The organism is Spirillospora sp. NPDC127506, from assembly GCF_040302145.1.
GTDB lineage: Bacteria > Actinomycetota > Actinomycetes > Streptosporangiales > Streptosporangiaceae > Spirillospora.
In genome coordinates, this window is sequence record NZ_JBEORG010000022.1 from 60,753 (window position 1) to 81,226 (window position 20,474).

Annotated in this window: 24 protein-coding genes; 10 read left to right on the forward strand and 14 right to left on the reverse strand. The window is 71.8% G+C overall.

All coding sequences use genetic code 11. The annotated features are described in order from the left end of the window. Window positions 1-14: 14 nt before the first annotated feature. From ABTW95_RS21315 to fahA, 3 genes are read left to right on the forward strand one after another with little or no spacing between them, the layout of a single operon-like run. Window positions 15-1,205, forward strand: coding sequence for a homogentisate 1,2-dioxygenase (locus ABTW95_RS21315; RefSeq protein WP_500227172.1), 1,191 nt, complete (start codon window positions 15-17; stop codon window positions 1,203-1,205). Further along, entirely contained in the window at window positions 1,160-2,038 is an 879-nt protein-coding gene (locus ABTW95_RS21320; protein ID WP_396445503.1) for a hypothetical protein, read from the forward strand. Before ABTW95_RS21315 ends, ABTW95_RS21320 begins: the two co-directional genes overlap by 46 nt. After that, window positions 2,035-3,201 carry a fumarylacetoacetase gene (gene fahA, locus ABTW95_RS21325; protein WP_396445502.1) on the forward strand — a complete coding sequence of 389 codons (1,167 nt, stop codon included), beginning with the start codon at window positions 2,035-2,037 and terminating at the stop codon, window positions 3,199-3,201. The genes ABTW95_RS21320 and fahA overlap by 4 nt, the downstream gene beginning before the upstream one ends. A gap of 190 nt (window positions 3,202-3,391) precedes the next feature. On the opposite strand, the gene ABTW95_RS21330 is transcribed toward fahA, so the two are convergent. The 4 genes from ABTW95_RS21330 to ABTW95_RS21345 form a co-directional block, all read right to left on the reverse strand. After that, window positions 3,392-3,913, reverse strand: coding sequence for a GNAT family N-acetyltransferase (locus ABTW95_RS21330; protein WP_500227173.1), 522 nt, complete (start codon window positions 3,911-3,913; stop codon window positions 3,392-3,394). A 66-nt stretch (window positions 3,914-3,979) separates the two neighbouring features. Then, a complete protein-coding gene (locus ABTW95_RS21335; RefSeq protein ID WP_396445500.1) occupies window positions 3,980-4,594 on the reverse strand; it encodes a hypothetical protein in 615 nt (204 codons plus the stop codon). Window positions 4,595-4,893: 299 nt separating this feature from the next. Further along, entirely contained in the window at window positions 4,894-5,178 is a 285-nt protein-coding gene (locus ABTW95_RS21340) for a hypothetical protein (RefSeq protein ID WP_396445499.1), read from the reverse strand. A 274-nt stretch (window positions 5,179-5,452) separates the two neighbouring features. After that, on the reverse strand, window positions 5,453-6,751 hold the full coding sequence (locus ABTW95_RS21345; RefSeq protein WP_500227174.1) for an APC family permease: 1,299 nt from the start codon (window positions 6,749-6,751) through the stop codon (window positions 5,453-5,455). 51 nt (window positions 6,752-6,802) lie between these two features. Here ABTW95_RS21345 and ABTW95_RS21350 point away from each other — a divergent pair, with 51 nt between their 5' ends. Together ABTW95_RS21350 and ABTW95_RS21355 are read left to right on the forward strand one after the other, a co-directional pair. Then, entirely contained in the window at window positions 6,803-7,558 is a 756-nt protein-coding gene (locus ABTW95_RS21350) for an arsenate reductase/protein-tyrosine-phosphatase family protein (RefSeq protein ID WP_500227175.1), read from the forward strand. Continuing rightward, window positions 7,555-7,935, forward strand: coding sequence for a VOC family protein (locus tag ABTW95_RS21355; protein ID WP_396445496.1), 381 nt, complete (start codon window positions 7,555-7,557; stop codon window positions 7,933-7,935). Before ABTW95_RS21350 ends, ABTW95_RS21355 begins: the two co-directional genes overlap by 4 nt. A 19-nt stretch (window positions 7,936-7,954) precedes the next feature. Here ABTW95_RS21355 and ABTW95_RS21360 read toward each other — a convergent pair whose 3' ends face one another. Beyond that, window positions 7,955-8,548, reverse strand: a complete 594-nt coding sequence (locus ABTW95_RS21360) for a TIGR03086 family metal-binding protein (RefSeq protein ID WP_500227176.1) — start codon at window positions 8,546-8,548, stop codon at window positions 7,955-7,957. A gap of 100 nt (window positions 8,549-8,648) precedes the next feature. Between ABTW95_RS21360 and ABTW95_RS21365 the strand changes: the two genes are divergently transcribed. Both ABTW95_RS21365 and ABTW95_RS21370 read left to right on the forward strand, forming a co-directional pair. Then, a complete protein-coding gene (locus ABTW95_RS21365) occupies window positions 8,649-9,803 on the forward strand; it encodes an acyl-CoA dehydrogenase family protein (RefSeq protein WP_396445494.1) in 1,155 nt (384 codons plus the stop codon). A gap of 18 nt (window positions 9,804-9,821) precedes the next feature. Further along, window positions 9,822-10,376 carry a TetR/AcrR family transcriptional regulator gene (locus ABTW95_RS21370; RefSeq protein ID WP_500227177.1) on the forward strand — a complete coding sequence of 185 codons (555 nt, stop codon included), beginning with the start codon at window positions 9,822-9,824 and terminating at the stop codon, window positions 10,374-10,376. Here the strand turns inward: ABTW95_RS21370 and ABTW95_RS21375 are convergent. Next, entirely contained in the window at window positions 10,369-11,346 is a 978-nt protein-coding gene (locus ABTW95_RS21375; protein ID WP_500227178.1) for an alpha/beta fold hydrolase, read from the reverse strand. The two genes, ABTW95_RS21370 and ABTW95_RS21375, sit on opposite strands and share 8 nt — an antisense overlap. Before the next feature lie 100 nt (window positions 11,347-11,446). On the opposite strand from ABTW95_RS21375, the gene ABTW95_RS21380 reads away from it, so the two are divergent. Continuing rightward, complete coding sequence (locus ABTW95_RS21380; RefSeq protein ID WP_500227179.1) at window positions 11,447-11,932, forward strand: nuclear transport factor 2 family protein; 486 nt, start codon at window positions 11,447-11,449, stop codon at window positions 11,930-11,932. 16 nt (window positions 11,933-11,948) lie between these two features. Here ABTW95_RS21380 and ABTW95_RS21385 read toward each other — a convergent pair whose 3' ends face one another. Together ABTW95_RS21385 and ABTW95_RS21390 are read right to left on the reverse strand one after the other, a co-directional pair. Then, the gene (locus tag ABTW95_RS21385) at window positions 11,949-12,401 is read right to left on the reverse strand and encodes a carboxymuconolactone decarboxylase family protein (RefSeq protein WP_500227180.1); all 453 of its coding nucleotides are present in this window, start codon (window positions 12,399-12,401) and stop codon (window positions 11,949-11,951) included. A 74-nt stretch (window positions 12,402-12,475) separates the two neighbouring features. Beyond that, window positions 12,476-12,955 (reverse strand): RrF2 family transcriptional regulator, encoded by a 480-nt coding sequence (locus tag ABTW95_RS21390; RefSeq protein WP_396445489.1) that lies wholly within the window; start codon window positions 12,953-12,955, stop codon window positions 12,476-12,478. An 80-nt stretch (window positions 12,956-13,035) separates the two neighbouring features. Between ABTW95_RS21390 and ABTW95_RS21395 the strand changes: the two genes are divergently transcribed. After that, the gene (locus tag ABTW95_RS21395; protein WP_396445488.1) at window positions 13,036-13,569 is read left to right on the forward strand and encodes a GNAT family N-acetyltransferase; all 534 of its coding nucleotides are present in this window, start codon (window positions 13,036-13,038) and stop codon (window positions 13,567-13,569) included. Window positions 13,570-13,764: 195 nt separating this feature from the next. Continuing rightward, window positions 13,765-13,956, forward strand: a complete 192-nt coding sequence (locus ABTW95_RS21400) for a hypothetical protein (RefSeq protein WP_396445487.1) — start codon at window positions 13,765-13,767, stop codon at window positions 13,954-13,956. A 78-nt stretch (window positions 13,957-14,034) separates the two neighbouring features. Here ABTW95_RS21400 and ABTW95_RS21405 read toward each other — a convergent pair whose 3' ends face one another. From ABTW95_RS21405 to ABTW95_RS21430, 6 genes are read right to left on the reverse strand one after another with little or no spacing between them, the layout of a single operon-like run. Next, on the reverse strand, window positions 14,035-14,724 hold the full coding sequence (locus tag ABTW95_RS21405) for a class I SAM-dependent methyltransferase (RefSeq protein ID WP_500227181.1): 690 nt from the start codon (window positions 14,722-14,724) through the stop codon (window positions 14,035-14,037). Between the two features lie 23 nt (window positions 14,725-14,747). Beyond that, the gene (locus ABTW95_RS21410; protein WP_396445485.1) at window positions 14,748-15,980 is read right to left on the reverse strand and encodes a DUF4032 domain-containing protein; all 1,233 of its coding nucleotides are present in this window, start codon (window positions 15,978-15,980) and stop codon (window positions 14,748-14,750) included. After that, window positions 15,980-17,224 (reverse strand): ABC transporter ATP-binding protein, encoded by a 1,245-nt coding sequence (locus tag ABTW95_RS21415; protein ID WP_396445484.1) that lies wholly within the window; start codon window positions 17,222-17,224, stop codon window positions 15,980-15,982. Before ABTW95_RS21415 ends, ABTW95_RS21410 begins: the two co-directional genes overlap by 1 nt. A gap of 9 nt (window positions 17,225-17,233) precedes the next feature. Beyond that, entirely contained in the window at window positions 17,234-18,064 is an 831-nt protein-coding gene (locus ABTW95_RS21420; protein ID WP_396445483.1) for a carbohydrate ABC transporter permease, read from the reverse strand. After that, window positions 18,064-19,002, reverse strand: coding sequence for a carbohydrate ABC transporter permease (locus tag ABTW95_RS21425; RefSeq protein WP_396445482.1), 939 nt, complete (start codon window positions 19,000-19,002; stop codon window positions 18,064-18,066). Before ABTW95_RS21425 ends, ABTW95_RS21420 begins: the two co-directional genes overlap by 1 nt. Window positions 19,003-19,015: 13 nt before the next feature. Continuing rightward, complete coding sequence (locus ABTW95_RS21430) at window positions 19,016-20,383, reverse strand: extracellular solute-binding protein (protein WP_396445481.1); 1,368 nt, start codon at window positions 20,381-20,383, stop codon at window positions 19,016-19,018. Window positions 20,384-20,474 lie beyond the last annotated feature (91 nt).

Sequence of the window (20,474 nt, forward strand, 5' to 3'; positions counted from 1 at the left end):
CGGAGGCGACGGACATGGCCCACTACCGCCGGGTCGGCCACGTGCCGCCGAAACGCCACACCCAGCACAGGGACGGCGAGGAGCGGCTCTACTTCGAGGAACTGATGGGCGAGGAGGGGTTCTCCTCCGATTCGTCCCTCCTGTACCACCGGGACATCCCGTCCGCGATCACGGACTCCCGGACCTGGGACGTCCCGGACACGGCGACGACGCCCAACCACCCCCTCAAGCCGCGGCACCTGAAGCTGCACGACCTGTTCCCCAAGGAGACCTGGGCCGAGACCGACGTCGTCACCGGGCGGCGGGTGATCCTCGCCAACGGCGATGTCCGCCTCTCCTACGTCGTCTCCGCCGCCGACTCGCCGCTGTACCGCAACGCGACCGGCGACGAGATCGTTTACGTCGAGTCGGGCGCCGCCACGGTCGAGACGGTCTTCGGCGTGCTGAATGCCGAGCAGGGCGACTACGTCGTCATCCCGACGTCCACCACCCACCGCTGGCTGCCCACCGGCGACGAGCCTCTGCGCGCCTACGCGATCGAGGCGACCGGGCACGTCGCGCCGCCCAAGCGCTACCTCTCCCGCTACGGCCAGTTCCTGGAGAACGCGCCGTACTGCGAGCGCGACCTGCACGGCCCCGGCGAGCCGCTCCTCTCCGACGAGACCGACGTCGAGGTCTACGTCAAGCACCGCACCTCGCGCGGCATCGTGGGCACCCGCATGACCTACGCGCGGCACCCGTTCGACGTCGTCGGCTGGGACGGCTGCCTGTACCCGTTCACGTTCAACATCCACGACTTCGAGCCCATCACCGGCCGCGTCCACCAGCCGCCGCCCGTCCACCAGGTGTTCGAGGGCCACAACTTCGTGGTGTGCAACTTCGTGCCGCGGAAGGTCGACTACCACCCGCTGTCGATCCCGGTGCCCTACTACCACTCGAACGTCGACTCCGACGAGATCATGTTCTACTGCGGCGGGGACTACGAGGCGCGCAAGGGCTCCGGCATCGGCCAGGGCTCGGTCTCCGTCCACCCGGGCGGCCTCGCGCACGGCCCGCAGCCCGGGGCCTACGAGCGCAGCATCGGCGTCGACTTCTTCGACGAACTCGCCGTCATGGTCGACACCTTCCACCCGCTCGAACTCGGCGAGGGCGGGCTGGCGTGCGAGGACACCGGCTACGCCTGGACGTGGGCGAGGCGGCGATGATCCCGACGTTCGCCCACGCCCTCTGCGACGACGCGGCCGTCTTCCCGCCCGGCCTCGCACCGCTGGCCGAGGCCGTCCCGGCCCACCGCGCGCACCGCGCCGCCCCGTACGCCGACCTCGTCGGCCCCCTCGTCGTGCCGGCGACCGCGCTGGACGAGCTGGACCGGCTGCTCGGCGACGAGCCCCTCGACGTGTCGATCACCGCGCCCGGCGGACCGTGCCAGGCGGCCAAGGCCCTGGCCAGGGCCGCCGAACTGCCGGTCACCGTGCGCGGCCTGGAGATCGCGGTGCCGCCCGGCATGCAGCCGGACGAGTTCTTCCGCGTGCTCGGCCGCACCACCGCGCCGGTCTACGTGGAGATCCCGCGCGACGACCGCCGGCCCGCGATGATCGCCGCGGTGGCGGCCCGCCGGCACCGCGCGAAGTTCCGCACCGGCGGCGTGAAGGCGCACCTCTACCCGAGCCCGGACGAGCTGGCCGCGGGGATCAAGGCCGCGGTGGACGCCCGCCTGCCGTTCAAGGCGACGGCGGGGCTGCACCATCCCGTCCGCAACACCGACCCGGAGACCGGCTTCCACCAGCACGGCTTCCTGAACCTCCTGCTCGCGACCGACGCCGCGCTGCGCGGCCGCCCGGTGGCGGAGCTGGCCGCGATCCTCGCCGACCGCGACGCCCCGTCCGTCGCGTCCCGCGTGTCGTCGCTGGGCGAGGCCCGGACGATCGCCGCCCGCGGCCGCTTCCTGTCCTTCGGGACGTGCAGCATCACCGACCCCCTGAACGAACTCGCGGACCTGGGCCTCCTCGCGTCCGCGCTCCAGGAGTGCACTCGATGACCCGCATCGCGATCCCCGAAGGCTCCCTCTTCGGGCTCGCCAACCTCCCCTACGGCGTCTTCTCGACCCCCGGCACCGCACCCCGCGTGGGCGTCCGCGTCGCCGACTCGGTGGTGGACCTCGCCCTGGCGCTGGGCGACGACGTGTTCGCGGCTCCGTCCCTGAACCCGTTCATGGCGCAGGGCCACGCGCACTGGGTAGAGGTCCGCGAGCAGATCCTCGACCTGGTCACGGACGACGTCCTGGACGAGGCGGTGCATCCGGTGGACGCGGTCGCCATGCACATGCCGTTCGAGGTGGCCGACTACGTCGACTTCTACGCCTCCGAGTACCACGCGTCGAACCTGGGCCGCCTGTTCCGCCCCGGCGCCGAGCCGCTGATGCCGAACTGGAGGCATCTGCCGGTCGGCTACCACGGCCGGGCCGGCACGGTGGTCCCGTCCGGGATGGACATCGTCCGCCCGACCGGCCAGCGCAAGGGGGAGGACGCCCCCACCTTCGGTGAGAGCCGCCGCCTGGACATCGAGGCGGAAGTCGGCTTCGTCGTGGGCACGGGCTCCCCGCTGGGCACGCCGGTGACCACGGAGGACTTCTCCGAGCGGGTGTTCGGGGTCGTCCTGGTCAACGACTGGTCGGCCCGCGACATCCAGGCGTGGGAGTACGTCCCCCTTGGGCCGTTCCTCGGGAAGAGCTTCGCTACGTCCGTCTCCCATTGGGTCGTCCCTCTCCTGGCCTTGGAGGCCGCCCGCGTAGCGACCCCGCCCCAAGACCCGGAGCCCCTCCCCTACCTTCAGGAGAAGAACCCGTGGGGGCTGGACCTGGAGCTTGAGGTCTCCTGGAACGGCCAGGTGGTCTCCCGCCCGCCCTACCGCGAGATGTACTGGTCGCCCGCGCAGATGCTCGCGCACATGACGGTGAACGGCGCCTCGTCCCGGACGGGCGACCTCTTCGCCTCCGGCACGATCTCAGGCCCCGCCAAGGAGCAGCGCGGCGCCTTCATCGAGCTGACCTGGGGCGGCAAGGAGCCCGTCGAGGTCAACGGCGAACCCCGCACGTTCCTGGAGGACGGCGACGAGGTCTCGATAACGGCCACCGCCCCAGGCCCGTCCGGCGCCCGCATCGGCTTCGGCGAGGTGAAGGGCCGGATCCTCCCCGCCCGCTAGGACGGAATCTCGCCCGGGACGCGCGCCTCCCGGGCGGGAGCGTCAGAGCATGGCGAGGCGGTCCACCAGGAGCCGCACCCTCGACTCGGTGTGCTCCGGCGGCAGCCGCCCGGCCCGGGTCAGGGTGGCCAGGCCGTGCAGGCCCGCCCAGAACACCTCGGTGAACAGTCCCGGGTCGACGCCGTCCGCCCTACTGGCCGCCGCCCTCGTCTGACCCCGCGGGCGCCAGGTCGCGCCGGTACCGCGTGCCCGGCTTGCCGCCCAGGTCGGCCGGATCGGCCGGGCCGACCGGAACGAAACCGGCCTTGATCAGCACTCTCCGGGATGCGGCGTTCTCGCGGGCGGTGGCGGCGCGCACCGCCCGCAGCCCGTGCCGCGCCGCCGCCAGCCGGCACAGCTCCCGGACGGCCGCGGTCGCCACGCCGCGGCCGGCGGCGTGCCGCGCGACCCGGTAGCCGAGGTCGGCGGCGCCGTCCTCGATGCGGTAGAGGTTGAACCGGCCGAGGATGGAGCCGTCGTCGGCGACGAGCACGTAGTAGGCGCCGGCGCCGGCCTCCTGCTCGGCCAGCATGGCGCGGTGCCGGTCGGCGAACCGGTCGAAGTACTCGTCGCCGCGGTCGGAGATCGAGGCGGCGAAGTAGGCGCGGTTCGCCAGTTCGAAGGCCAGGACCGCCGGGGCGTGGCCGGCGTCCAGCCGCTGCAGCTCGGGCACCGCTCGACCCTAGCCGGATCGTGCGCTCAGCCCATCTGATTTTTCGTCGGGCGCCGCCGGCGGCGGTCAGGGCGTCCGGGGTTCGGGGCGGATCATCAGCGGGACGGAGTCCGTGCCCCGGATGACCAGGGTCGCGCCCAGCCGGCGGGCTTCGGCGTCCGGCGGCTCGGCCCGGCCCAGGACGCCGACTTGGCCGCCGGCTTCGATGACGCCCTCGTACAGGCGGATCCGGCAGGTCGTCGGGGAACCGTTGCGGTAGCCGCCCGCGCGCAGCAGCTCGTCCACCCAGGGGACCTTGTCGAGCGTCGTCACCGGCGCCTCGTAGTCGCGCGCCACCGCGACGCGCCCGCCCGCTCCCCTGACCAGCGCGACGCCGGTGCCGTCGTCCAGCAGGAAGTCGACCGCCTGCCCGAACCGGTGCGTCCCGTCCGACCCGTCCGAGCTCGGGACGATCGCCAGCTCGCGGGCCAGATAGGAACGTCCGCTGGCCTCGCTCACCGGGGCGGTGCCCACCGCCACGGCGCGCCCGGACAACCGGCACGTCCCCGGGGAGGCGGCGTCCGCGACCGTTGAAGGGGGCGTCTTCTTGAACGCACGCTTGACCGAGCCGCCGCGCTGGTAGACCAGGACGAGCCCGCCCAGCGACACGGCGACCAGCAGCAGGACGATGACCACGTCCATGAGTTCTCCCGGGTCCGTAGCAGGCGGGGGTGATCCGCATCTTGCCGGAGAACCCCGGCGGCCACCAGAGCACCGCGAACCCCGGATGCGTCGGAACCGGCGCGATGCCGCGCGCCTCCCGGATCCGGGACAGCCACGGGAATGGAGATATTCGGCGCCGCGGACTCACCGGGCGCCGACGTCCTTATGCGCGGGAGCGGTTTCCAGGAAAAGCCACTAACTGGCCGTTGGGACAGTTTGAATGGCCGGGCGGCCACGGGAGGATTGTCTGCTCCCGCGGCCGCGCCGAAGGCTTCGGGTCAGGCGCTCTGGCGTTCGCCGAACATCGCCTTCACGAACCGGAAGAGCATGAGCACCGGCAGAATGAAGGCGTAGAAGAACATGAAGTACTCACCGCCCTCGAAGATGAACCCCAGGTACACGGCGTAGCCGAGGAAGCCCACGCCGAACGCGAGGTTGAGCAGCCTTTCGCCCGCGCTCTGGCCGCCGCCGATGGCCGCCATGACGAGCATGGCGATGCCGGACACCAGCAGGAACACGACGTACCACGAGAATGTGGCGTCGGCACTGAAGTCGATATTCATAACATCCCTCTGAAGTTTTGCGACAAAGCTGGATGATCATAGCGACGCCCACCGGTTCTCGCCAGCCGAATTAGACCACATTCGGTCATCACACTGGACGCGGCCGCATTCGTCGCATCCCGCGCGCGGATGGACACGATCCGCTTCCAAGTGGCCTTTCATATTCGAGCAATGCCGACCGGGCGAATGGACCATGCCGGCAGAGAGAGGCATCTCCGCGCGGCGCTTCAAGCGGCTGCCGCGCGCCCCGCCTGACCGGCCGGGTCCCGCGCGGTCACGGCCGGCCCGCGGCGCCGGGCCGGCCGCGCCGGGACAGGACGGCCTCCCGTCCGATGAGGCCGACCGCGAACACGCCGGCCCCGGCCAGCACGGACTGCCAGGGCAGCGTGGCCACGAGCACCAGGCAGCCGGCGGCGCCGAGCAGGTTCAGAGCGCGCGGCCAGCGCCGGTCGCGGGCGGGCTGGGTGAAGGCCGAGGCGTTCGCGATGGCGTAGTAGACCAGCACACCGAAGGAGGAGAAGCCGATCACGCCGCGCAGGTCGACGGTGGCGGCCAGCACGCCGACGGCGGCGGCGACGGCGATCTCGGCGCGGTGCGGCACCCGGTGGCGAGGGTGGACGGCGGCCAGCCGGCCCGGCAGATCGCGGTTGCGGGCCATCGCCAGCGTGGTGCGGCCGACGCCGGCGATCAGGGACAGCAGCGCGCCGAGCGCGGCGAGCGCCGCGCCGATCCGCACCACGGGGGCCAGGCCCCCCGCACCGGCGGTCTCGACCGCGGTGGCCAGCGGCGCGGCGGCGGTGGCGAGGCGGTCCGGGCCGGCGGCCAGCAGGGCGGCCGCACCCACGGCCAGGTAGACGGCAACCGCGATGAACAGGGCGATCGGTATGGCGCGCGGGATGACGCGCCGCGGATCGCGAACCTCCTCCCCCAGTGTCGCGATGCGCGCATAACCGGCGAACGCGAAGAACAGCAGCCCGGCGGACTGGAGGATGCCGTAGGCGCCGCCGATACCCGAACCGGTCAGGTTCGCCGTGCTCGCGCCGCCGCCCGCCGCGATCCCGGCCACCACGGCGGCGAGGGCGGTCAGGCTGGTCGCGACCAGCACGCGGGTCGCCAGCGCGGTCTTGGTCACGCCGCGGTAGTTGAGCGCGGTCAGGCCCGCGACCGCGGCCACCGCGACGGCCCGCCGCGCCCACCACGGGCCGGGAACCGCGTAGGACGCGAAGGTCAGCGCCATCGCCGCGCACGACGCGGTCTTGCCGACCACGAACCCCCATCCGGCCGCGAACCCCCACCGGGGGCCGAGCCGCTCCCGCCCGTACACGTAGGTGCCGCCCGAGGTCGGGTAGACGGCCGCGAGCTGCGCGGACGCCACCGCGTTGCAGTACGCGATGACCGCCGCCACGGCCAGGCCGACGAGCAGGCCCGTGCCGGCCGCGCGGGCGGCGGGGCCGAACGCGGCGAACACCCCGGCCCCGATCATCGAGCCCAGCCCGATGATCACCGCGTCCCCGGTGCCCAGCCGGCGCGCCAGCCGGTCGGACCCGCCGTCCGGCCGGGACGGGAGCTCCATCGATCCTCCACGGGCCATATGCATCAAACTGCTTTGATGTATTCTGACCCCGTGGGAGTCTCCGAGCAAGCCGCCCCGGCGTTCGTCCGGCTGGCCGCCCACCCGCTGCGGTGGCGGCTGCTGAGCGAGCTGGCCGCGAGCGACTACCGGGTCCGCGAACTGGTGGACCTGACCGGAGAGCCGCAGAACCTGGTCTCCTACCACCTGCGGCAGTTGCGCGGAGGCGGGCTCGTCACGGCGCGGCGCAGCAGTTTCGACGGGCGCGACAGCTACTACCACCTCGACCTGGAGCGCTGCGCGCACGCGCTCGCCGCGGCCGGGGCCGCCCTGCACCCCGCACTCGGCGACGACCGACCCGCGCCGGCGGCCGCCTCGGCTCCCCGGACGTCCGTACTGTTCGCCTGCACCGGCAACAGCGCCCGTTCCCCGATCGCCGAGGCCCTGCTGGCCCGGCGCGGCGGCGGCCGCATCGAGGTGGCCAGCGCCGGAAGCCTTCCGAAGCAGCGGATGCACCCCGAAGCGGTGCGGGTGCTGAAGGACGGCTACGGCATCGACATCTCCCACCGGCGGCCGCGGCACCTGGACACGCTGGACGGCCGCCGGTTCGACTACGTGATCACCCTGTGCGACAAGGTCCGCGAGGTCTGCCCGGACTTCGGCGGCCATTCCCGGCGCGTCCACTGGAGCATCCCCGACCCGGCCGCGGCCGGAGGCGCCGCCTTCGCCCGGACGGCGGCGGAGATCGACACCCGCGTCCGGTACCTGCTCCCGCGGCTCACCCGCCCATCACGAGAGGCTCGGCGATGACGACGAACGACCGGCTCGCAAGCGTCCGCTACCTCGTCGACGACGTCCCGGCGGCCGTCGACTTCTACACCGCCCATCTCGGTTTCACGCTGCGGACCGACCCGGCGCCCGCCTTCGCGGACGTGGTGCGCGGCCCCCTGCGGCTGCTGCTGTCCGGCCCGGCCAGCTCGGGCGCCCGCGCCACCCCCGAGCCCGCCACGGCCGGACGCAACCGCATCCACCTCATCGTCGACGACCTCGACGCCGAGATCGCCCGCCTGCGCACCGAGGGCGTGGCCTTCCAGGGCGACGTGGTCTCCGGCCCCGGCGGGCGGCAGATCCTGCTCACCGACCCGGCCGGCAACCTCGTAGAACTCTTCGAGCCCGCCGCTCGCTGAGATCAGACCGCCGGCGGGCTCAGCCGTTCTGTTCTTGGACGGAGCGGCCCAGCAGGGCGACCAGCCGGGTGAGGGGCGGCGCGTCGTCGGGGGCCGGTTGCGGCGGGCCGAATGGGGTGCGGTCCGGCGGGATGTCGGCGAGCTTGGCGCGGGTGAAGTCCAGCACCTGCTGGACGAGGTCGTCCGGGAAGCGGGGTTCCTGACCGGTGGCCTGGGCGAGGTCCCAGCCGTGGACGACCGCTTCGGTGGCGCGTATGTACGCCGCCCCGGCGCCCGGTACCGGGCCGATCGGGATCTGGTGGATCTGCTCCAGCACGCCCGGTCCGGAGAGCGCCGCGAGGAGGTCCTGCGCGGCCGTGCGCTGGGCCTTCACCGGGTCGTCGCCGAGAACGTCGGTGGCCTTCGGGTCGAGAGCGCTCGGCGGCGGGGGCGCCTCCCCGCGGAGGATGGTCGCGAACAGGCGGTCGCCGATGACGAAGTGGTCGACCAGCTGCCGCACGTTCCAGTCGGTGCAAGGGGTCGGGCCGTCCCACTGGCCGGGGCGGACGCCGGCCACCAGGCCGCCGGTCACCGCCAGCAGCGCGGCGAGGTCTTCCACGGGGGAAGAGGTCATGCGACACCTCCAAGACGCCGGTCAGGTCAACGCTACGTCCCGCCGCTGACGGAAGGCGGCTCTACCGCGCCAACATACTTCAAGGTATGGTTTCCGTACTATGGAGTATGGAAGCGAGATCGTGCGGCGCGTCCGGGAGCTGGCGCCGGTGCTGGGCGAGCGCGCCGCGGCGGCGGAGGCGGCGCGGCGGCTGCCCGACGAGACCATCGAGGACCTCGCCGCGGCCGGGCTGTTCGGCATGCTGGTCCCGGCGAAGTTCGGCGGGCCCGAACTGGGCTTCGAGGCGATGGCGGCGGCGTGCCGGGAGGCGGGCGCGGCCTGCGCGTCGACCGGGTGGCTGTCGGTGATCTACACGCTGCACAACTGGATGGTCGGGCTGTTCCCGGAGCAGGCGCAGGCCGAGGTGTGGGCGGAGCGGCCGTACGCGCTGATCCCGTGCGTCCTGTCGCCGTCCGGCACCGCGGAGCCCGCGGACGGCGGCCACACCGTCACCGGGCGCTGGTCGTGGGGAAGCGGGATCATGCACGCCGACCACGTGATGGTCATGGCGCTGGTCACCGTGGGCGACGCGATCGAGCCGAGGCTGTTCCTGCTGCCGCGGGAGGACGTCACCGTCCACGACGTGTGGCACACCAGCGGCATGCGAGGCACCGGCAGCAACGACATCGAGGTGCCGGGCGTGTTCGTCCCCGCGCACCGGTCGGTGCCGATGCCGGCGCTGACCGAGGGGCGGTCGCCCGGTGCGGGCGTCCACCCGGGGCCGCTCTACCGGACGCCGCTGGTGCCGGTGTTCGCGCTGACCGGCGCGGCGCCCGTGCTCGGCGCGGCGGAGGGGGTGCTGGCGCGGTTCACCGAGCGGATGGCGACCCGCGTGATGGCCTACAGCGGTCAGCGGCAGCGCGACCTGATGAGCGGGCAGATCCGGTTCGCGGAGGCGACCGCGGATCTGGCCGCCGCCCGCCTCCTGCTGGAGGACGCGCTGCGGGACGTGGCGTCGGGCCGGTCCCTCGGCATGACGGACCGGGCGCGGGCCCGGCTCGTCGCGGCGCACGTGGTCGCGACCGCCCGGCGGGTCGTGAACGAGCTGTGCTCCGCCGCCGGCGCGAGCGCCCAGTTCACCTCCTCCCCCTTCCAGCGGGCGCAGCGCGACGTGAATACGATCTCCGGGCATGTGGTGTTCGATCCGGACGCGGCCTATGCCCTCTACGGCAGGATCGGGCTGGGCCTCGACCCCGGCCCGGTCGTCCTCGTCTGACGGACGGCGGCCGGGGGCATGACGGCCAGGGCGAGGCCGGCGAAGGCGAGGGTGTCGCGGCGCGACTGGATCGAGGCCGCCTACCAGGAGCTGGCGCGGGCCGGCGAGCGCGGTGTGACGATCAACGCGCTCGCCGCCCGGCTCGGCGTCACGAAGGGCAGCTTCTACTGGCATTTCACGGACCGTCCGGAGCTGATGCGGGCGCTGCTCGACCGGTGGGCGCACGAGCGGACGGACGAGGTGTGGGGCCTGTCCCTCGGCAGCACCGCCGACCCGCGCGAGCGGCTGCACCGCATCCAGGCGCTGGGCCGCGAGGTCGCGCCGATCGACCGGGCGATGCGGCTGTGGGCGCAGCACGAGCCCGCGGCGGAGGAGGCGGTGCGGCACGCGGACCGGGCGCTGCTCGGGCACATCGCCGGCTGCCTGGAGGATCTCGGGTTCGGCGCCGAGGACGCGCGGCTGCGGGCGCTGCTGATGCTGCGCTCGTGGGTCGGCGGCTACCTGATCCCGGGCGAGAGCGACTCCGGCCTGTACGAACGCACCCTGGAGATCCTGCTGGCGCGTCCTACGTGAGCCCGGCGAGGAACGCGAGCATCGCCTCGTTGACCTCGCCGGCCGCCTCCATCTGCACGAAATGCCCCGCCCGTTGGACGATGTGGACTTCGCGTAGGCCGGGCACGAGTTCCTCCATCTGCTTCAGCGCGTCCGGCCCCATCATCTGGAGGACGGGGTCGCGCTCGCCCACGAGGAACATCGTCGGGACGGTTACGGGCTCGTCCGGTCGGCTCTGCTTCTCGTTCCAGACGTAGTCGTAGGCGCGGTACCAGTTGAGGCCGCCGGTGAAGCCCGTCCTGCGGAATTCGTCGACGTAGTAGGCGAACTCGTCCTGCGTCAGCCACGGCCAGGGGAGGGGCGGGGCCTCCGGCAGCACATCGAGGTATCCGTTGCCTTCGCTGGGGTGCCGCCAGATGTCGAGGTACCGGTATCCGCCGCTGAGCGCCCAGAACACGTTCGCCAGGAAGCGCTCCGGCGCCGCTCCCAGTTCCTCGTCGGCCGGCCCCTGCTCCTGGAAGTAGTGCACATGGACGAAGTGCTGCTCGGCCATCCGCGCGTAGATCTCGGTGGGCGGACGCCTAGAGACGGGCATGCGCGGCACGCTCAGCTGCATCAGCGCCTTGACCCGTCCAGGGGCCCATTGGGGCAGGTCCCAGACGAGAGCGGCCCCGAAGTCGTGTCCGGCGAAGACGGCCTCCTCGATGCCGAGAGCGTCCAGGAGACCGACCATGTCGGCGACCGTGCGGCTCCGGTCGTACTCGCCCGGCGAGGACGGACGACCGCTTCGCCCGTAGCCGCGCATGTCGACCGCGATCGCCCGGTACCCGGCCGCCGCCAGCACCGGCAGCTGATGCCGCCAGCTGTACCAGAGCCCCGGGAACCCGTGGCACATCACCACCGGAAGCCCGTCGCCCTGCTCGGCCGCATGAAGGGCGATGCCGCCGACGTCCACCATGCGATGCCGGACGTTCCCTTCGCCAAGGCTCATACCGACGATCCTGGGCGTCCGCCCCGCCGCGATCCTCCTCGCTCCCGGTCACCGGGACACCGCTGGACGGCGCGCCCGCCGCGGACGAGAGTCGGCGACCATGGCGAGCCCCGACATCGCCGCGCGCATCGCCCGGCTGGAGGCCATCGAGGACATCAAGGCCCTCAAGCACCGCTACCTGCGCGCGTGCGACGCCAAGGACCCCGAGGAGTTCCGGGCCTGCTTCATCGCCTCCGGCGCCTCGATCGACTACGGCCGGCTCGGCGCCTTCGACGACGCCGACGGCATAGCCGAGGTCTTCGCACGGATCGCACTCCAGAAGATCGACGGCGGGTACGCCGTTCTCGACATGCACCACGCGATGCACCCGGACATCACCGTCCACGGCGAGACGGCCGCGTCCGGTCGCTGGACGCTGAAGTTCCGGCAGGTCAACCTGGTCGACCGCACCGAGACCGTGACCGCCGGCGAGTACGACGACGAGTACGTCATCGAGGACGGCCGCTGGAAGATGTCGAAGTGCCACTTCCACCGCCACTGGTCGATCACGCGCCCGATCGGCCCGGACTGCCGCGTCGACCAGTAGCCCTCGCGGACGGCGGTCAGGAGGAGGAGGCGGCGGGGTTGCGGACGGTGACGTTGATGCGGTTCCACGCGTTGATCGCCGCGATCGCCATGACCAGGCCGGCGAGGGTCTTCTCGTCGTAGTGGCCGGCGGCGTCGTTCCAGACGTCGTCCGGGACGCCGGCCGGGTCGTCGGCGATCCGCGTGGCCGCCTCGGCCAGCGCGAGCGCCGCCCGCTCCTCGTCGGTGTAGAAGGGGGCCTCGCGCCAGGCCGCCACCGACCAGAGCCGCTCGTCGGTCTCGCCCGCCTTCTTGGCGTCGCCGGCGTGCATGTTCACGCAGAACGCGCAGCCGTTGATCTGGCTGACGCGGAGCCTGACCAGCTCAAGGGTGCTCTGGGGGACGCCGCTGCCGTTGATGTACGACTCCAGCGCGAGCATGGCCTTGTACCCGTCCGCGGCGGGCTTCACGACGTTCATTCGTGCCTGCATGGATGTTCCCCTTCTCGGACATCTCATGTCCAGAATTAGTCGCCGACCGAACGCCTTACCGGGGCCGGTCCTGATCAGGTGCGCAGGTTCGCGAACCAGGCGCGGGTTTCGCCGGGCACGGACGGCCGGCGGCGCTCCACGGTGTCCCGGAGGTCGGCGATGGTCTGCCCGGCCAGCTCCCTGCGCCAGGCGAGCTCCGCCCGCCGCATGGCCTGCGAGACGTAGCACCCCCGGCGGTAGTCGACCCCCTCGTGCTCACCGGGGCCGTGCCGCAGGATCTCCTCGCAGCGGAACGCCTCCTCCGGCCCTTCGATCGCGGTCACCACGTCCATCAGCGTGATGTCCTCCGGGGCGCGCGCGAGCCGGAACCCGCCGCGCGGGCCGGGGGTGGACGTGAGGATCCCGGCGCGGGCGAGCGCCTGCAGCTGCTTGTTCATGTACGCCGCGGGCAGGGAGTAGTACGCCGCCATCCTGGCCGCCGTCACGGCCTCGCCCGGCTCCAGCCAGGTCAGGTTCAGGCAGCTGTGGATCGCCCACTCGACCCCCTCGCTCATCCGCACAATCCTGGATACTAGACATCCAGGATTATCCCCGCAAGCCGGAGCACCGCCGGCCCGGCGCTAAAGTCCGGTTCGTGAGCGATGCGAACCCCACCTTCCGCGCCGCGACGCCCGCCGACGTCCCGGCGCTGGTCGAGCTCGTCCAGGCGTCCTACCGCGGCGACTCCAGCCGCGCCGGATGGACGACCGAGGCCGACATCCTCGACGGGCAGCGCACCGACCCGGACATGGTCGCGGAGGCGGTGAGCGGCCCCGGAAGCCGCATGCTGATCGCCGAGGACGGCGGCGCCCTGGTCGCCTGCTGCCAGCTGGAGGACCGCGGCGGCCACGCCTACTTCGGCATGTTCGCCGTGGACCCGCGCCGCCAGGGCGGCGGCCTCGGCAAGAAGGTCCTCGCCGAGGCGGAACGGGTGGCGCGCGACGAATGGGGCGCCAAGGAGATGCACATGACGGTGATCAGCGTCCGCGAGGACCTGATCGCCTGGTACGTCCGCCGCGGCTACGCCCGCACCGGCCAGAAGTCCCCGTTCCCCTACGGCGACGAGCGCTTCGGCCTCCCCAAGCGGGACGACCTGGAGTTCGAACTCCTGGTGAAGAAGCTCGCCTGAGGGCGGCCCGGCTACTCGCCGGCGGCGCCGTCGGCCAGTTCCCGGACGATGTCGAGCCGGCGGCCACTCGATTGCCGTCATCGGGTGAAGAGCGTTTGATGGTCGGCCAAGCCGGCAAGGCGGTCTTCCTGCAGTGATCGCGACCGAACCTTCACTAGCAAGTTCAATGAAACACTTGATGGTGGAGGTGGGAGCGTGAAGTTCGTGCTTGAGGTCGAGATGAGCGAGGGCGCCGTCGCCGAAGACCCCGCGAAGGAGCTGGGGCGGATTCTGCGGTACTGGGCCGGCAACGTCCGGCATTACGAGCTGAAGGACGGCGACGAGTCGGTCATCTACGACTCCGACTACCGCGACGTGGGCCGGTGGCGGATCGTCGAGGCGTCCTGATCGCCTGGCGGAGATGAAGCGCCTTGTACCGGCTGCCGCTGGACAGGCCGTACGTGCGGGTGCGGTGGTTGACCGGCCCTACCGCGCCGGGGCGGGCACCAGCCGGAAGGCGATGAACGCGGGGAGCGCCTCCAGCGCGGCGTGGTCCTCGGGGTAGCGGTCGGCCATCTCGGGGACGGGACGCGGCTCCAGCAGCTCCTCGATGAGGAAGCCGGCCGCGCGGAACTCGGCGCAGATCGACGTCAGCGGGCGGCGCCAGGCCCGGATCGGCCAGTCCCGGTCGGGGCTCAGGGACTCCTCGACGGGTTCCTGCGTGAAGTAGGAGCCGCCCAGGCGCACCCAGTCCATGGTCGGGTGCTCTGTGGACAGGACGATCGCGCCGCCGGGAGTCAGGATCCGCCGGAATTCTGACAGCAGCGCCACGCGGTCGTCGATGTAGTGCAGCGCCAGGGCGAGGAGGACCAGGTCGCACGAGCCGTCCGGAACCCAGGCCAGCGGCTCCGACAGGTCGTGGACGCGCAGGTCGGCGCGGCCCCCGGTGCGCGCCCGCGCCATCTCGACGAAGGTGGGGCTCGCATCGCAGCCCATCACGCGCGCCTCGCGTTCGAGCAGCTCAGCGGCGTAGAGGCCGGGACCGCAGGCGGCGTCGAAGACCGACAGCCCGGCCACGTCGCCGGCGAGGCCGAGCACGGCGGGACGGTCGTAGAGGGCGTTGTAGGCGCTCTGCTCGGCGTGGACCGCATACTCGTGGGCGAAACGCTCATACATGTCGTTGATCGTGCCAGAAACGATCAACTCGTCCTGTCAGGGGGTCGGCCGGTCTCGGTCAGGTCCTCCGGGACGGCGGGCAGCACGGAGGCGAAGTAGTCCTGCGCGGCGACCGACGTTCCGACGTCGCGGCCGGACTTCTCCGACAGGAACCAGCGGTGTTCGAGCACCTCGTGGAACAGCTCGACGTCGTCCAGCCGGCCCCGGAGGTCGGGCGGGATGGAGTTGATGACGGGTTCGTACACCTCGGCCAGCCACTGGTTCGCCGCGACGACCTCGGGGACGGGCCCGCCGCGGACGCGTTCGAGATACCCCCGGAAGGCGGCGATGTCGTTGAGCAGGCGGCGGGCCTGGTTCTCCTGGGCGTCCAGCCCGGTGCGGGCCATGAGGAGGCGGCGGTGGTGGCCGGGCTCGGCCACCCGGGTGCGGACGCGGAGCCGCGCACCGGACGGCCCGGCGTCCACCAGCTCGACCTCGTCGACGTCGAAGCCGAGGGAGTTGATGCGGCGGAGCCGTTCGCCGATGCGGTGGCGCTGGTCGGCGGGGGAAAGGATCTCCTCGCGGGTGAGTTCGTCCCACAGCGCCCGGTACCGGCGGACGGTGTCGTCGGCGACCGCGATCGGGTCGACCGTCGCCGGGAGGGTGCCCGCGGCGGCCAGGTCGAACAGCTCCCCCGCGATCCGCTCGCGGGCCAGGGAGATGTCGTAGTCCCGCTGCCCCTCGGTGAGGGACGGGTGCAGTTCGGCGGTCTCGGCGTCCACCAGGTACGCGGCGAACGCTCCCGCGTCCATCCGGAACAGGACGTTCGACAGCGAGCAGTCGCCCCACATGAACCCCGCCAGATGCAGCCGGACCAGCAGTTCCACGAGCGCGTCCAGCAGCCGGTCGGTCGGATGCCCGTAGCGGGCGTTGGCGAACAGCGAGCGGTAGGACGAGGAGTAGTCCAGGAACCGGGTGACGAGAACGGCGTCGAGATCGGGGCGGTCGACCACCACGCCGATGACCTCGACGGCGGGCAGGCCGAGCGAGCGGAGGCGCCGCAGCAGCCGGTACTCGCGGCGCGCCAGCCGCGCGTCCAGTTCCTTCAGCGCGTACACGACCCCGCCCTCGGCGACGAAGCGGACCGTGTGCCGGGAGAGGCCGCGCTGCCGGATCTCCACGAGCCGCTCGTCGTCCCAGTCCTCCAGCGGCACCGTCCACGGCAGGTCCAGCAGGCCCGCCGCCGACCCGCCGGGCGGGGTGAACACGAAGTGCATCAGCCCGCGGGCTCGCGCTGGGCCTCGCGCTGCGCCGCGCGCGACTCCTCGGCCATCCTGCTGAGCTGCTCGACGCGCTCCTCGTCGCGGGTGAGGTTCTCGCCGGACGCCGGGTCGAAGATGTGCACCCGCGAGGTGTCGATCCACAGCTCGGCCTCGCGGCCGGGCGAGATGAGGCTGGAGGCGTCCAGCGCGACGACGGCCTGCGTGCGGAGCTGGTCGCTGTCGAGTTCGCGGGACAGGTCCCGCAGCTGAGCGGCGAGCTCCTCCGGCGCCTCGTAGGGGACGTACGCGTACAGCTCGTTCCCCAGCCATTCGGTGACGTCCACCCGGACCCGGACGATGCTCCCCTTCGCCTTCTTCTCCTCACTGACCAGCGAGGCGTCCTCGAAGTGCTCGGGGCGGATGCCCACCAGCACCACCGAGCGGTCGCCGATCGCGGCGGCCTTGCGGGAGTCGCGCAGCTCGAAGCGCCCCAGCGGGGTGTCCAGGAACCCGCCGTCCACCGACGCCGGGAGGAAGTTCATCGACGGCGACCCGATGAAGCCCGCCACGAACAGGTTGACGGGCTCCTCGTACAGCTCGCGCGGGCTCCCGACCTGCTGCAGGACGCCCTTGCGCAGCACCGCGACGCGGTCGCCGAGCGTCATCGCCTCCGTCTGATCGTGCGTGACGTAGACGGTCGTGACGCCGAGGCGCCGCTGCAGCCGCGAGATCTCGGTGCGCATCTGCCCGCGCAGCTTCGCGTCCAGGTTCGACAGCGGCTCGTCGAACAGGAACGCGTCGGCCTGCCGGACGATCGCCCGCCCCATCGCGACGCGCTGCCGCTGGCCGCCGGACAGGTTCGCCGGCTTGCGGTCCAGGTGCTCGGTCAGCTCCAGCAGCTCGGCGGTCTCCTTGACGCGGCGCTGCACCTCGTCGTCCGGCACCTTCGCGAGGCGCAGCGGGAACGCGATGTTCTCGAACACCGTGAGGTGCGGGTACAGCGCGTAGTTCTGGAACACCATCGACAGGTTCCGCTCGCGCGGCGCGACCTTGTTGACGACCCTGTCGCCGATGCGGATCTCGCCGGACGTGATGTCCTCCAGCCCGACGATCATCCGCAGCAGCGTGGACTTCCCGCAGCCGGACGGCCCGACGAGGATCATGAACTCGCCGTCCCGGATGTCCAGCGACACGTCGTTCACGGCCGGGAACCCGTCGCCGTACCGCTTGACGATGTTCTTCATGGTGATGGCGGCCATCGATACCCCTCAGCCCTTGACGGCGCCGGACGTCAGCCCGGCCACGATGCGGCGCTGGAACGCCAGGACGATGATCACGACCGGGACCGTGACCACCACGGCGGCGGCACAGATCGCGGTGGTCGGCTGCTCGAAGAACGACTCGCCGGTGAAGAACGCCAGCGCCGCCGGAACCGGCCGGGCGTTGTCGGTGGACGTCAGCGAGATGCCGAAGACGAAGTCGTTCCAGCAGAAGAAGAACGTCAGGATCGCCGCGGTGAACACGCCGGGCGCCGCCAGTGGGACGATCACTTTGCGGAACGCCTGCCAGGTCGTGGCGCCGTCCACCTGCGCGGCCTGCTCCATCTCCCACGGAATCTCGCGGAAGAACGCCGACAGCGTCCAGATCGCGAGCGGCAGCGCGAACGAGATGTACGGGATGATCAGGCCCGGCCAGGTGTCGTACAGGCCGACGTTGCGCCACAGGTCGAACAGCGGCCCGACCAGCGACACCACCGGGAACATCGCGATGGCCAGCGCGAACGACAGGATGATCTTCTTGCCGGGGAACTCCAGCCGGGCGATCGCGTAGGCGACGAGCGTCGCGAACACCACCCCGATGAACGTGGCGATCAGCGAGATGCCGATCGAGTTGATCAGCGCCGAGGTGAACAGGTCGGTCTTGAAGACCGTCTCGTAGTTGTCCCACGTCCAGTCCTGCGGGAAGAACCCCTGGACGTTGCCGATCTCGCTGGGCGTCTTGAACGACAGCATCACGATCCACAGGATCGGGAACGCCGTCCACACCAGGATGAGCACCGAGGCGACGATCCACAGCGACTTCGAACGCGTCGACTCCATCAGCGGTCACCTCGCACTTGGGACAGGTCCACCCGGAACCCCTTGATGAACACGGCCGCGATCAGCACCACCGACAGGAACAGCAGCACCCCGACCGCGTTGCCGAGGCCGAGCTCCGTCCGGGTGATGATCTGCTGGTAGGTCAGGAACGACAGCACCTGCGTCTTCTCCTGGCCGGACGTCATGATGAAGACGTTGTCGAAGATCCGCCACGCGTCCAGCGTCCGGAAGAGCACCGCGACGAGGATGGCGGCCTTCATGTTCGGGATCGTGACCCGCTTCAGCCGCTGCCACGCCGTCGCGCCGTCCACCGTGGCGGCCTCGCCGAGGTCGCGCGGCACCTGCGCCAGCCCGGCGAGCAGCAGCAGCGACACGAACGGCGTCGTCTTCCAGATCTCCGACAGGACGATCACGAACAGCGCCGACCAGCGGTCGGAGAACCAGGAGTAGTCGCCGAGGCCGAACCACGAGTTCACGAACCCCGACTGCACGTCGAAGGCGTACTTCCACGCGAACGCCGAGATGACCGTGACGATGCCGTAGGGCAGCAGGATCGCGGTCCGCACCGTCCTCCTGCCGAACACCGCGCGGTGCATCACCATGGCCAGCGCGAAGCCGATGACCAGCTCCACGCCGACCGTCACCACCGTGATGATCAGGGTGGTGAGGACCGTCTGCCAGAACAGCGGGTCCGACAGCGCCGTCCCGTAGTTGGCGAGGCCGACGAAGCGCCGGTCGTCCGGCGCGGTGATCCGGTAGCTGAACAGCGACTGGTAGACCGCGTTGATCAGCGGGTAGGCGGTGACCAGCAGCATCACCACCACGGCGGGCGCCGACAGCAGCAGCCCCAGCCTGCGCTCGGCCCGGCTGCGGTCGGAGATCTCCGCCTGGGCGGGGGCACCGGCGGGACGCTTCAGCGCCGTGTCTGCGGACGTCATCCGAACACCTCCGTTAGAGCAGGGCCTTGCCTTGCAGGACCTCGCGGACGAATTCGGCGGACCTCCGCGGCGTGGTCGCCGGGTTCACCGACGCCGGCGGGTGCCACCGGTTCTGGATGGCGCCGGACACGTCCGCGTAGTACGGCGTGGCCGGGCGCGGCGCCGCGGCGGCGATGGAGTCCCGCATGAGCGGGGCCATCGGGAACTCCTTGAGGACGTCCGGGTCGTCGAAGATCGCCGGGCGGGCGGCGACGTTGCCCTCGTCGAGCATGTACCGCTTCATGTTCGCCGGCGAGGTGATGCAGCGGACGGCCTCCACCGCGAGGTCGTCGCGGTGCTTGCCGTACGCGCCGATCCCGATCTCGATGCCGCCGAACGGCGGCTTGCTCTCCTGCTGCGGGTTCACCCGCGGGTACCTGGCCCAGCCGAGGTCGCCGACGATGCTCTTGTCGATGGCGCCCGCCTCGGCGTCGCCCTTCTCGGCCCGCCACACATAGCCCCAGTTGAGCAGGAACCCGCCCCGCGGCCCGTTGATCGTCGCGCGGGACTGCTCCTCGATGTCGGTGGACAGCGTCGGGCTCGCCGCCGACGACCGGGCCAGCTTCGAGATGATCGCCGCGGCCTCCTTGCCGGCCGGCGAGTCGATGTCGATGGTGGCCTCGTCGCCCTTCTCGGCGTCGCTGATGATCCGGCCGCCGGCGGACGCGATCAGCGAGTTGATCCACACCATGTAGCCCTCGTACCGGTTGCCCTGGACGCCGATCGTGGTGTTGGTGCGGATGGCCGCGTCGATCAGCTGGTCCCAGGTGAAGTCGGGCGCGGTGGGGTCGATCCCCGCCTTCTGCGCCACCGACTTGCGGTACCAGAGCAGCTGGGTGTTGGCCCAGAACGGCGCCGCGTAGAGCTTGCCCTCCCACGTCGAGCTCTGCACCGCCGTCTGGAACACGCCATCCGTCAGGGGCGCGGCCTCACTCGGGGTGAACGGGCGCAGGAACCCGGCGTTGGCGGCCTCCGGCACGAACACCGGGTCGAGGCTCATCAGGTCGAGCCCGGAGTCCTTGGCCGCGAGCCGCCTGATCAGCTGCTCGCGCTGCTGCGTCGCGTCGCTCGGCAGCAGGGCCGTCTCGATCCGGTACTTGCCGCCCGCGGCGTCGGTGCACGACTTCGCGATGGCCGCCTGGCCGCCGTTGTCGGGGTTGATGTACCAGGTGAGCTTGGGCGTCCCGCCGCCGCCCCCGCACCCGGCGAGCCCGCCGGCGAGCACCGCCGCCGCGACCGCCGCCCCGGCGCGCCTCGGCGGCCCGTGCCGCCCGGTCGCCCTGCCCCGCCGCCGAGCACGTCCCGGCGCGTCCGCCTCCACTCGTCCGAGTCGCTCGACCATGCGGGCCTCCCGAAGCCTCCCACCAGGCTGCGAGCACTTCCGCGGGCCGCACCCCCGGCGGGAACGGACCTCCATTCGAACACCGCACCCG

Excerpts from the sequence above, each read along its gene's own strand:
- ABTW95_RS21315 (WP_500227172.1), top strand. The coding sequence starts at position 15 with ATGGCCCACTACCGCCGGGTCGGCCACGTGCCGCCGAAACGCCACACC.
- fahA (WP_396445502.1), top strand. The coding sequence starts at position 2,035 with ATGACCCGCATCGCGATCCCCGAAGGCTCCCTCTTCGGGCTCGCCAAC.
- ABTW95_RS21335 (WP_396445500.1), bottom strand. The coding sequence starts at position 4,594 with ATGGACGTGGTCATCGTCCTGCTGCTGGTCGCCGTGTCGCTGGGCGGG.
- ABTW95_RS21340 (WP_396445499.1), bottom strand. The coding sequence starts at position 5,178 with ATGAATATCGACTTCAGTGCCGACGCCACATTCTCGTGGTACGTCGTG.
- ABTW95_RS21345 (WP_500227174.1), bottom strand. The coding sequence starts at position 6,751 with ATGGAGCTCCCGTCCCGGCCGGACGGCGGGTCCGACCGGCTGGCGCGC.
- ABTW95_RS21355 (WP_396445496.1), top strand. The coding sequence starts at position 7,555 with ATGACGACGAACGACCGGCTCGCAAGCGTCCGCTACCTCGTCGACGAC.
- ABTW95_RS21360 (WP_500227176.1), bottom strand. The coding sequence starts at position 8,548 with ATGACCTCTTCCCCCGTGGAAGACCTCGCCGCGCTGCTGGCGGTGACC.
- ABTW95_RS21365 (WP_396445494.1), top strand. The coding sequence starts at position 8,649 with ATGGAGTATGGAAGCGAGATCGTGCGGCGCGTCCGGGAGCTGGCGCCG.
- ABTW95_RS21370 (WP_500227177.1), top strand. The coding sequence starts at position 9,822 with ATGACGGCCAGGGCGAGGCCGGCGAAGGCGAGGGTGTCGCGGCGCGAC.
- ABTW95_RS21375 (WP_500227178.1), bottom strand. The coding sequence starts at position 11,346 with ATGAGCCTTGGCGAAGGGAACGTCCGGCATCGCATGGTGGACGTCGGC.
- ABTW95_RS21380 (WP_500227179.1), top strand. The coding sequence starts at position 11,447 with ATGGCGAGCCCCGACATCGCCGCGCGCATCGCCCGGCTGGAGGCCATC.
- ABTW95_RS21385 (WP_500227180.1), bottom strand. The coding sequence starts at position 12,401 with ATGCAGGCACGAATGAACGTCGTGAAGCCCGCCGCGGACGGGTACAAG.
- ABTW95_RS21390 (WP_396445489.1), bottom strand. The coding sequence starts at position 12,955 with ATGAGCGAGGGGGTCGAGTGGGCGATCCACAGCTGCCTGAACCTGACC.
- ABTW95_RS21405 (WP_500227181.1), bottom strand. The coding sequence starts at position 14,724 with ATGTATGAGCGTTTCGCCCACGAGTATGCGGTCCACGCCGAGCAGAGC.
- ABTW95_RS21410 (WP_396445485.1), bottom strand. The coding sequence starts at position 15,980 with ATGCACTTCGTGTTCACCCCGCCCGGCGGGTCGGCGGCGGGCCTGCTG.
- ABTW95_RS21415 (WP_396445484.1), bottom strand. The coding sequence starts at position 17,224 with ATGGCCGCCATCACCATGAAGAACATCGTCAAGCGGTACGGCGACGGG.
- ABTW95_RS21420 (WP_396445483.1), bottom strand. The coding sequence starts at position 18,064 with ATGGAGTCGACGCGTTCGAAGTCGCTGTGGATCGTCGCCTCGGTGCTC.
- ABTW95_RS21425 (WP_396445482.1), bottom strand. The coding sequence starts at position 19,002 with ATGACGTCCGCAGACACGGCGCTGAAGCGTCCCGCCGGTGCCCCCGCC.
- ABTW95_RS21430 (WP_396445481.1), bottom strand. The coding sequence starts at position 20,383 with ATGGTCGAGCGACTCGGACGAGTGGAGGCGGACGCGCCGGGACGTGCT.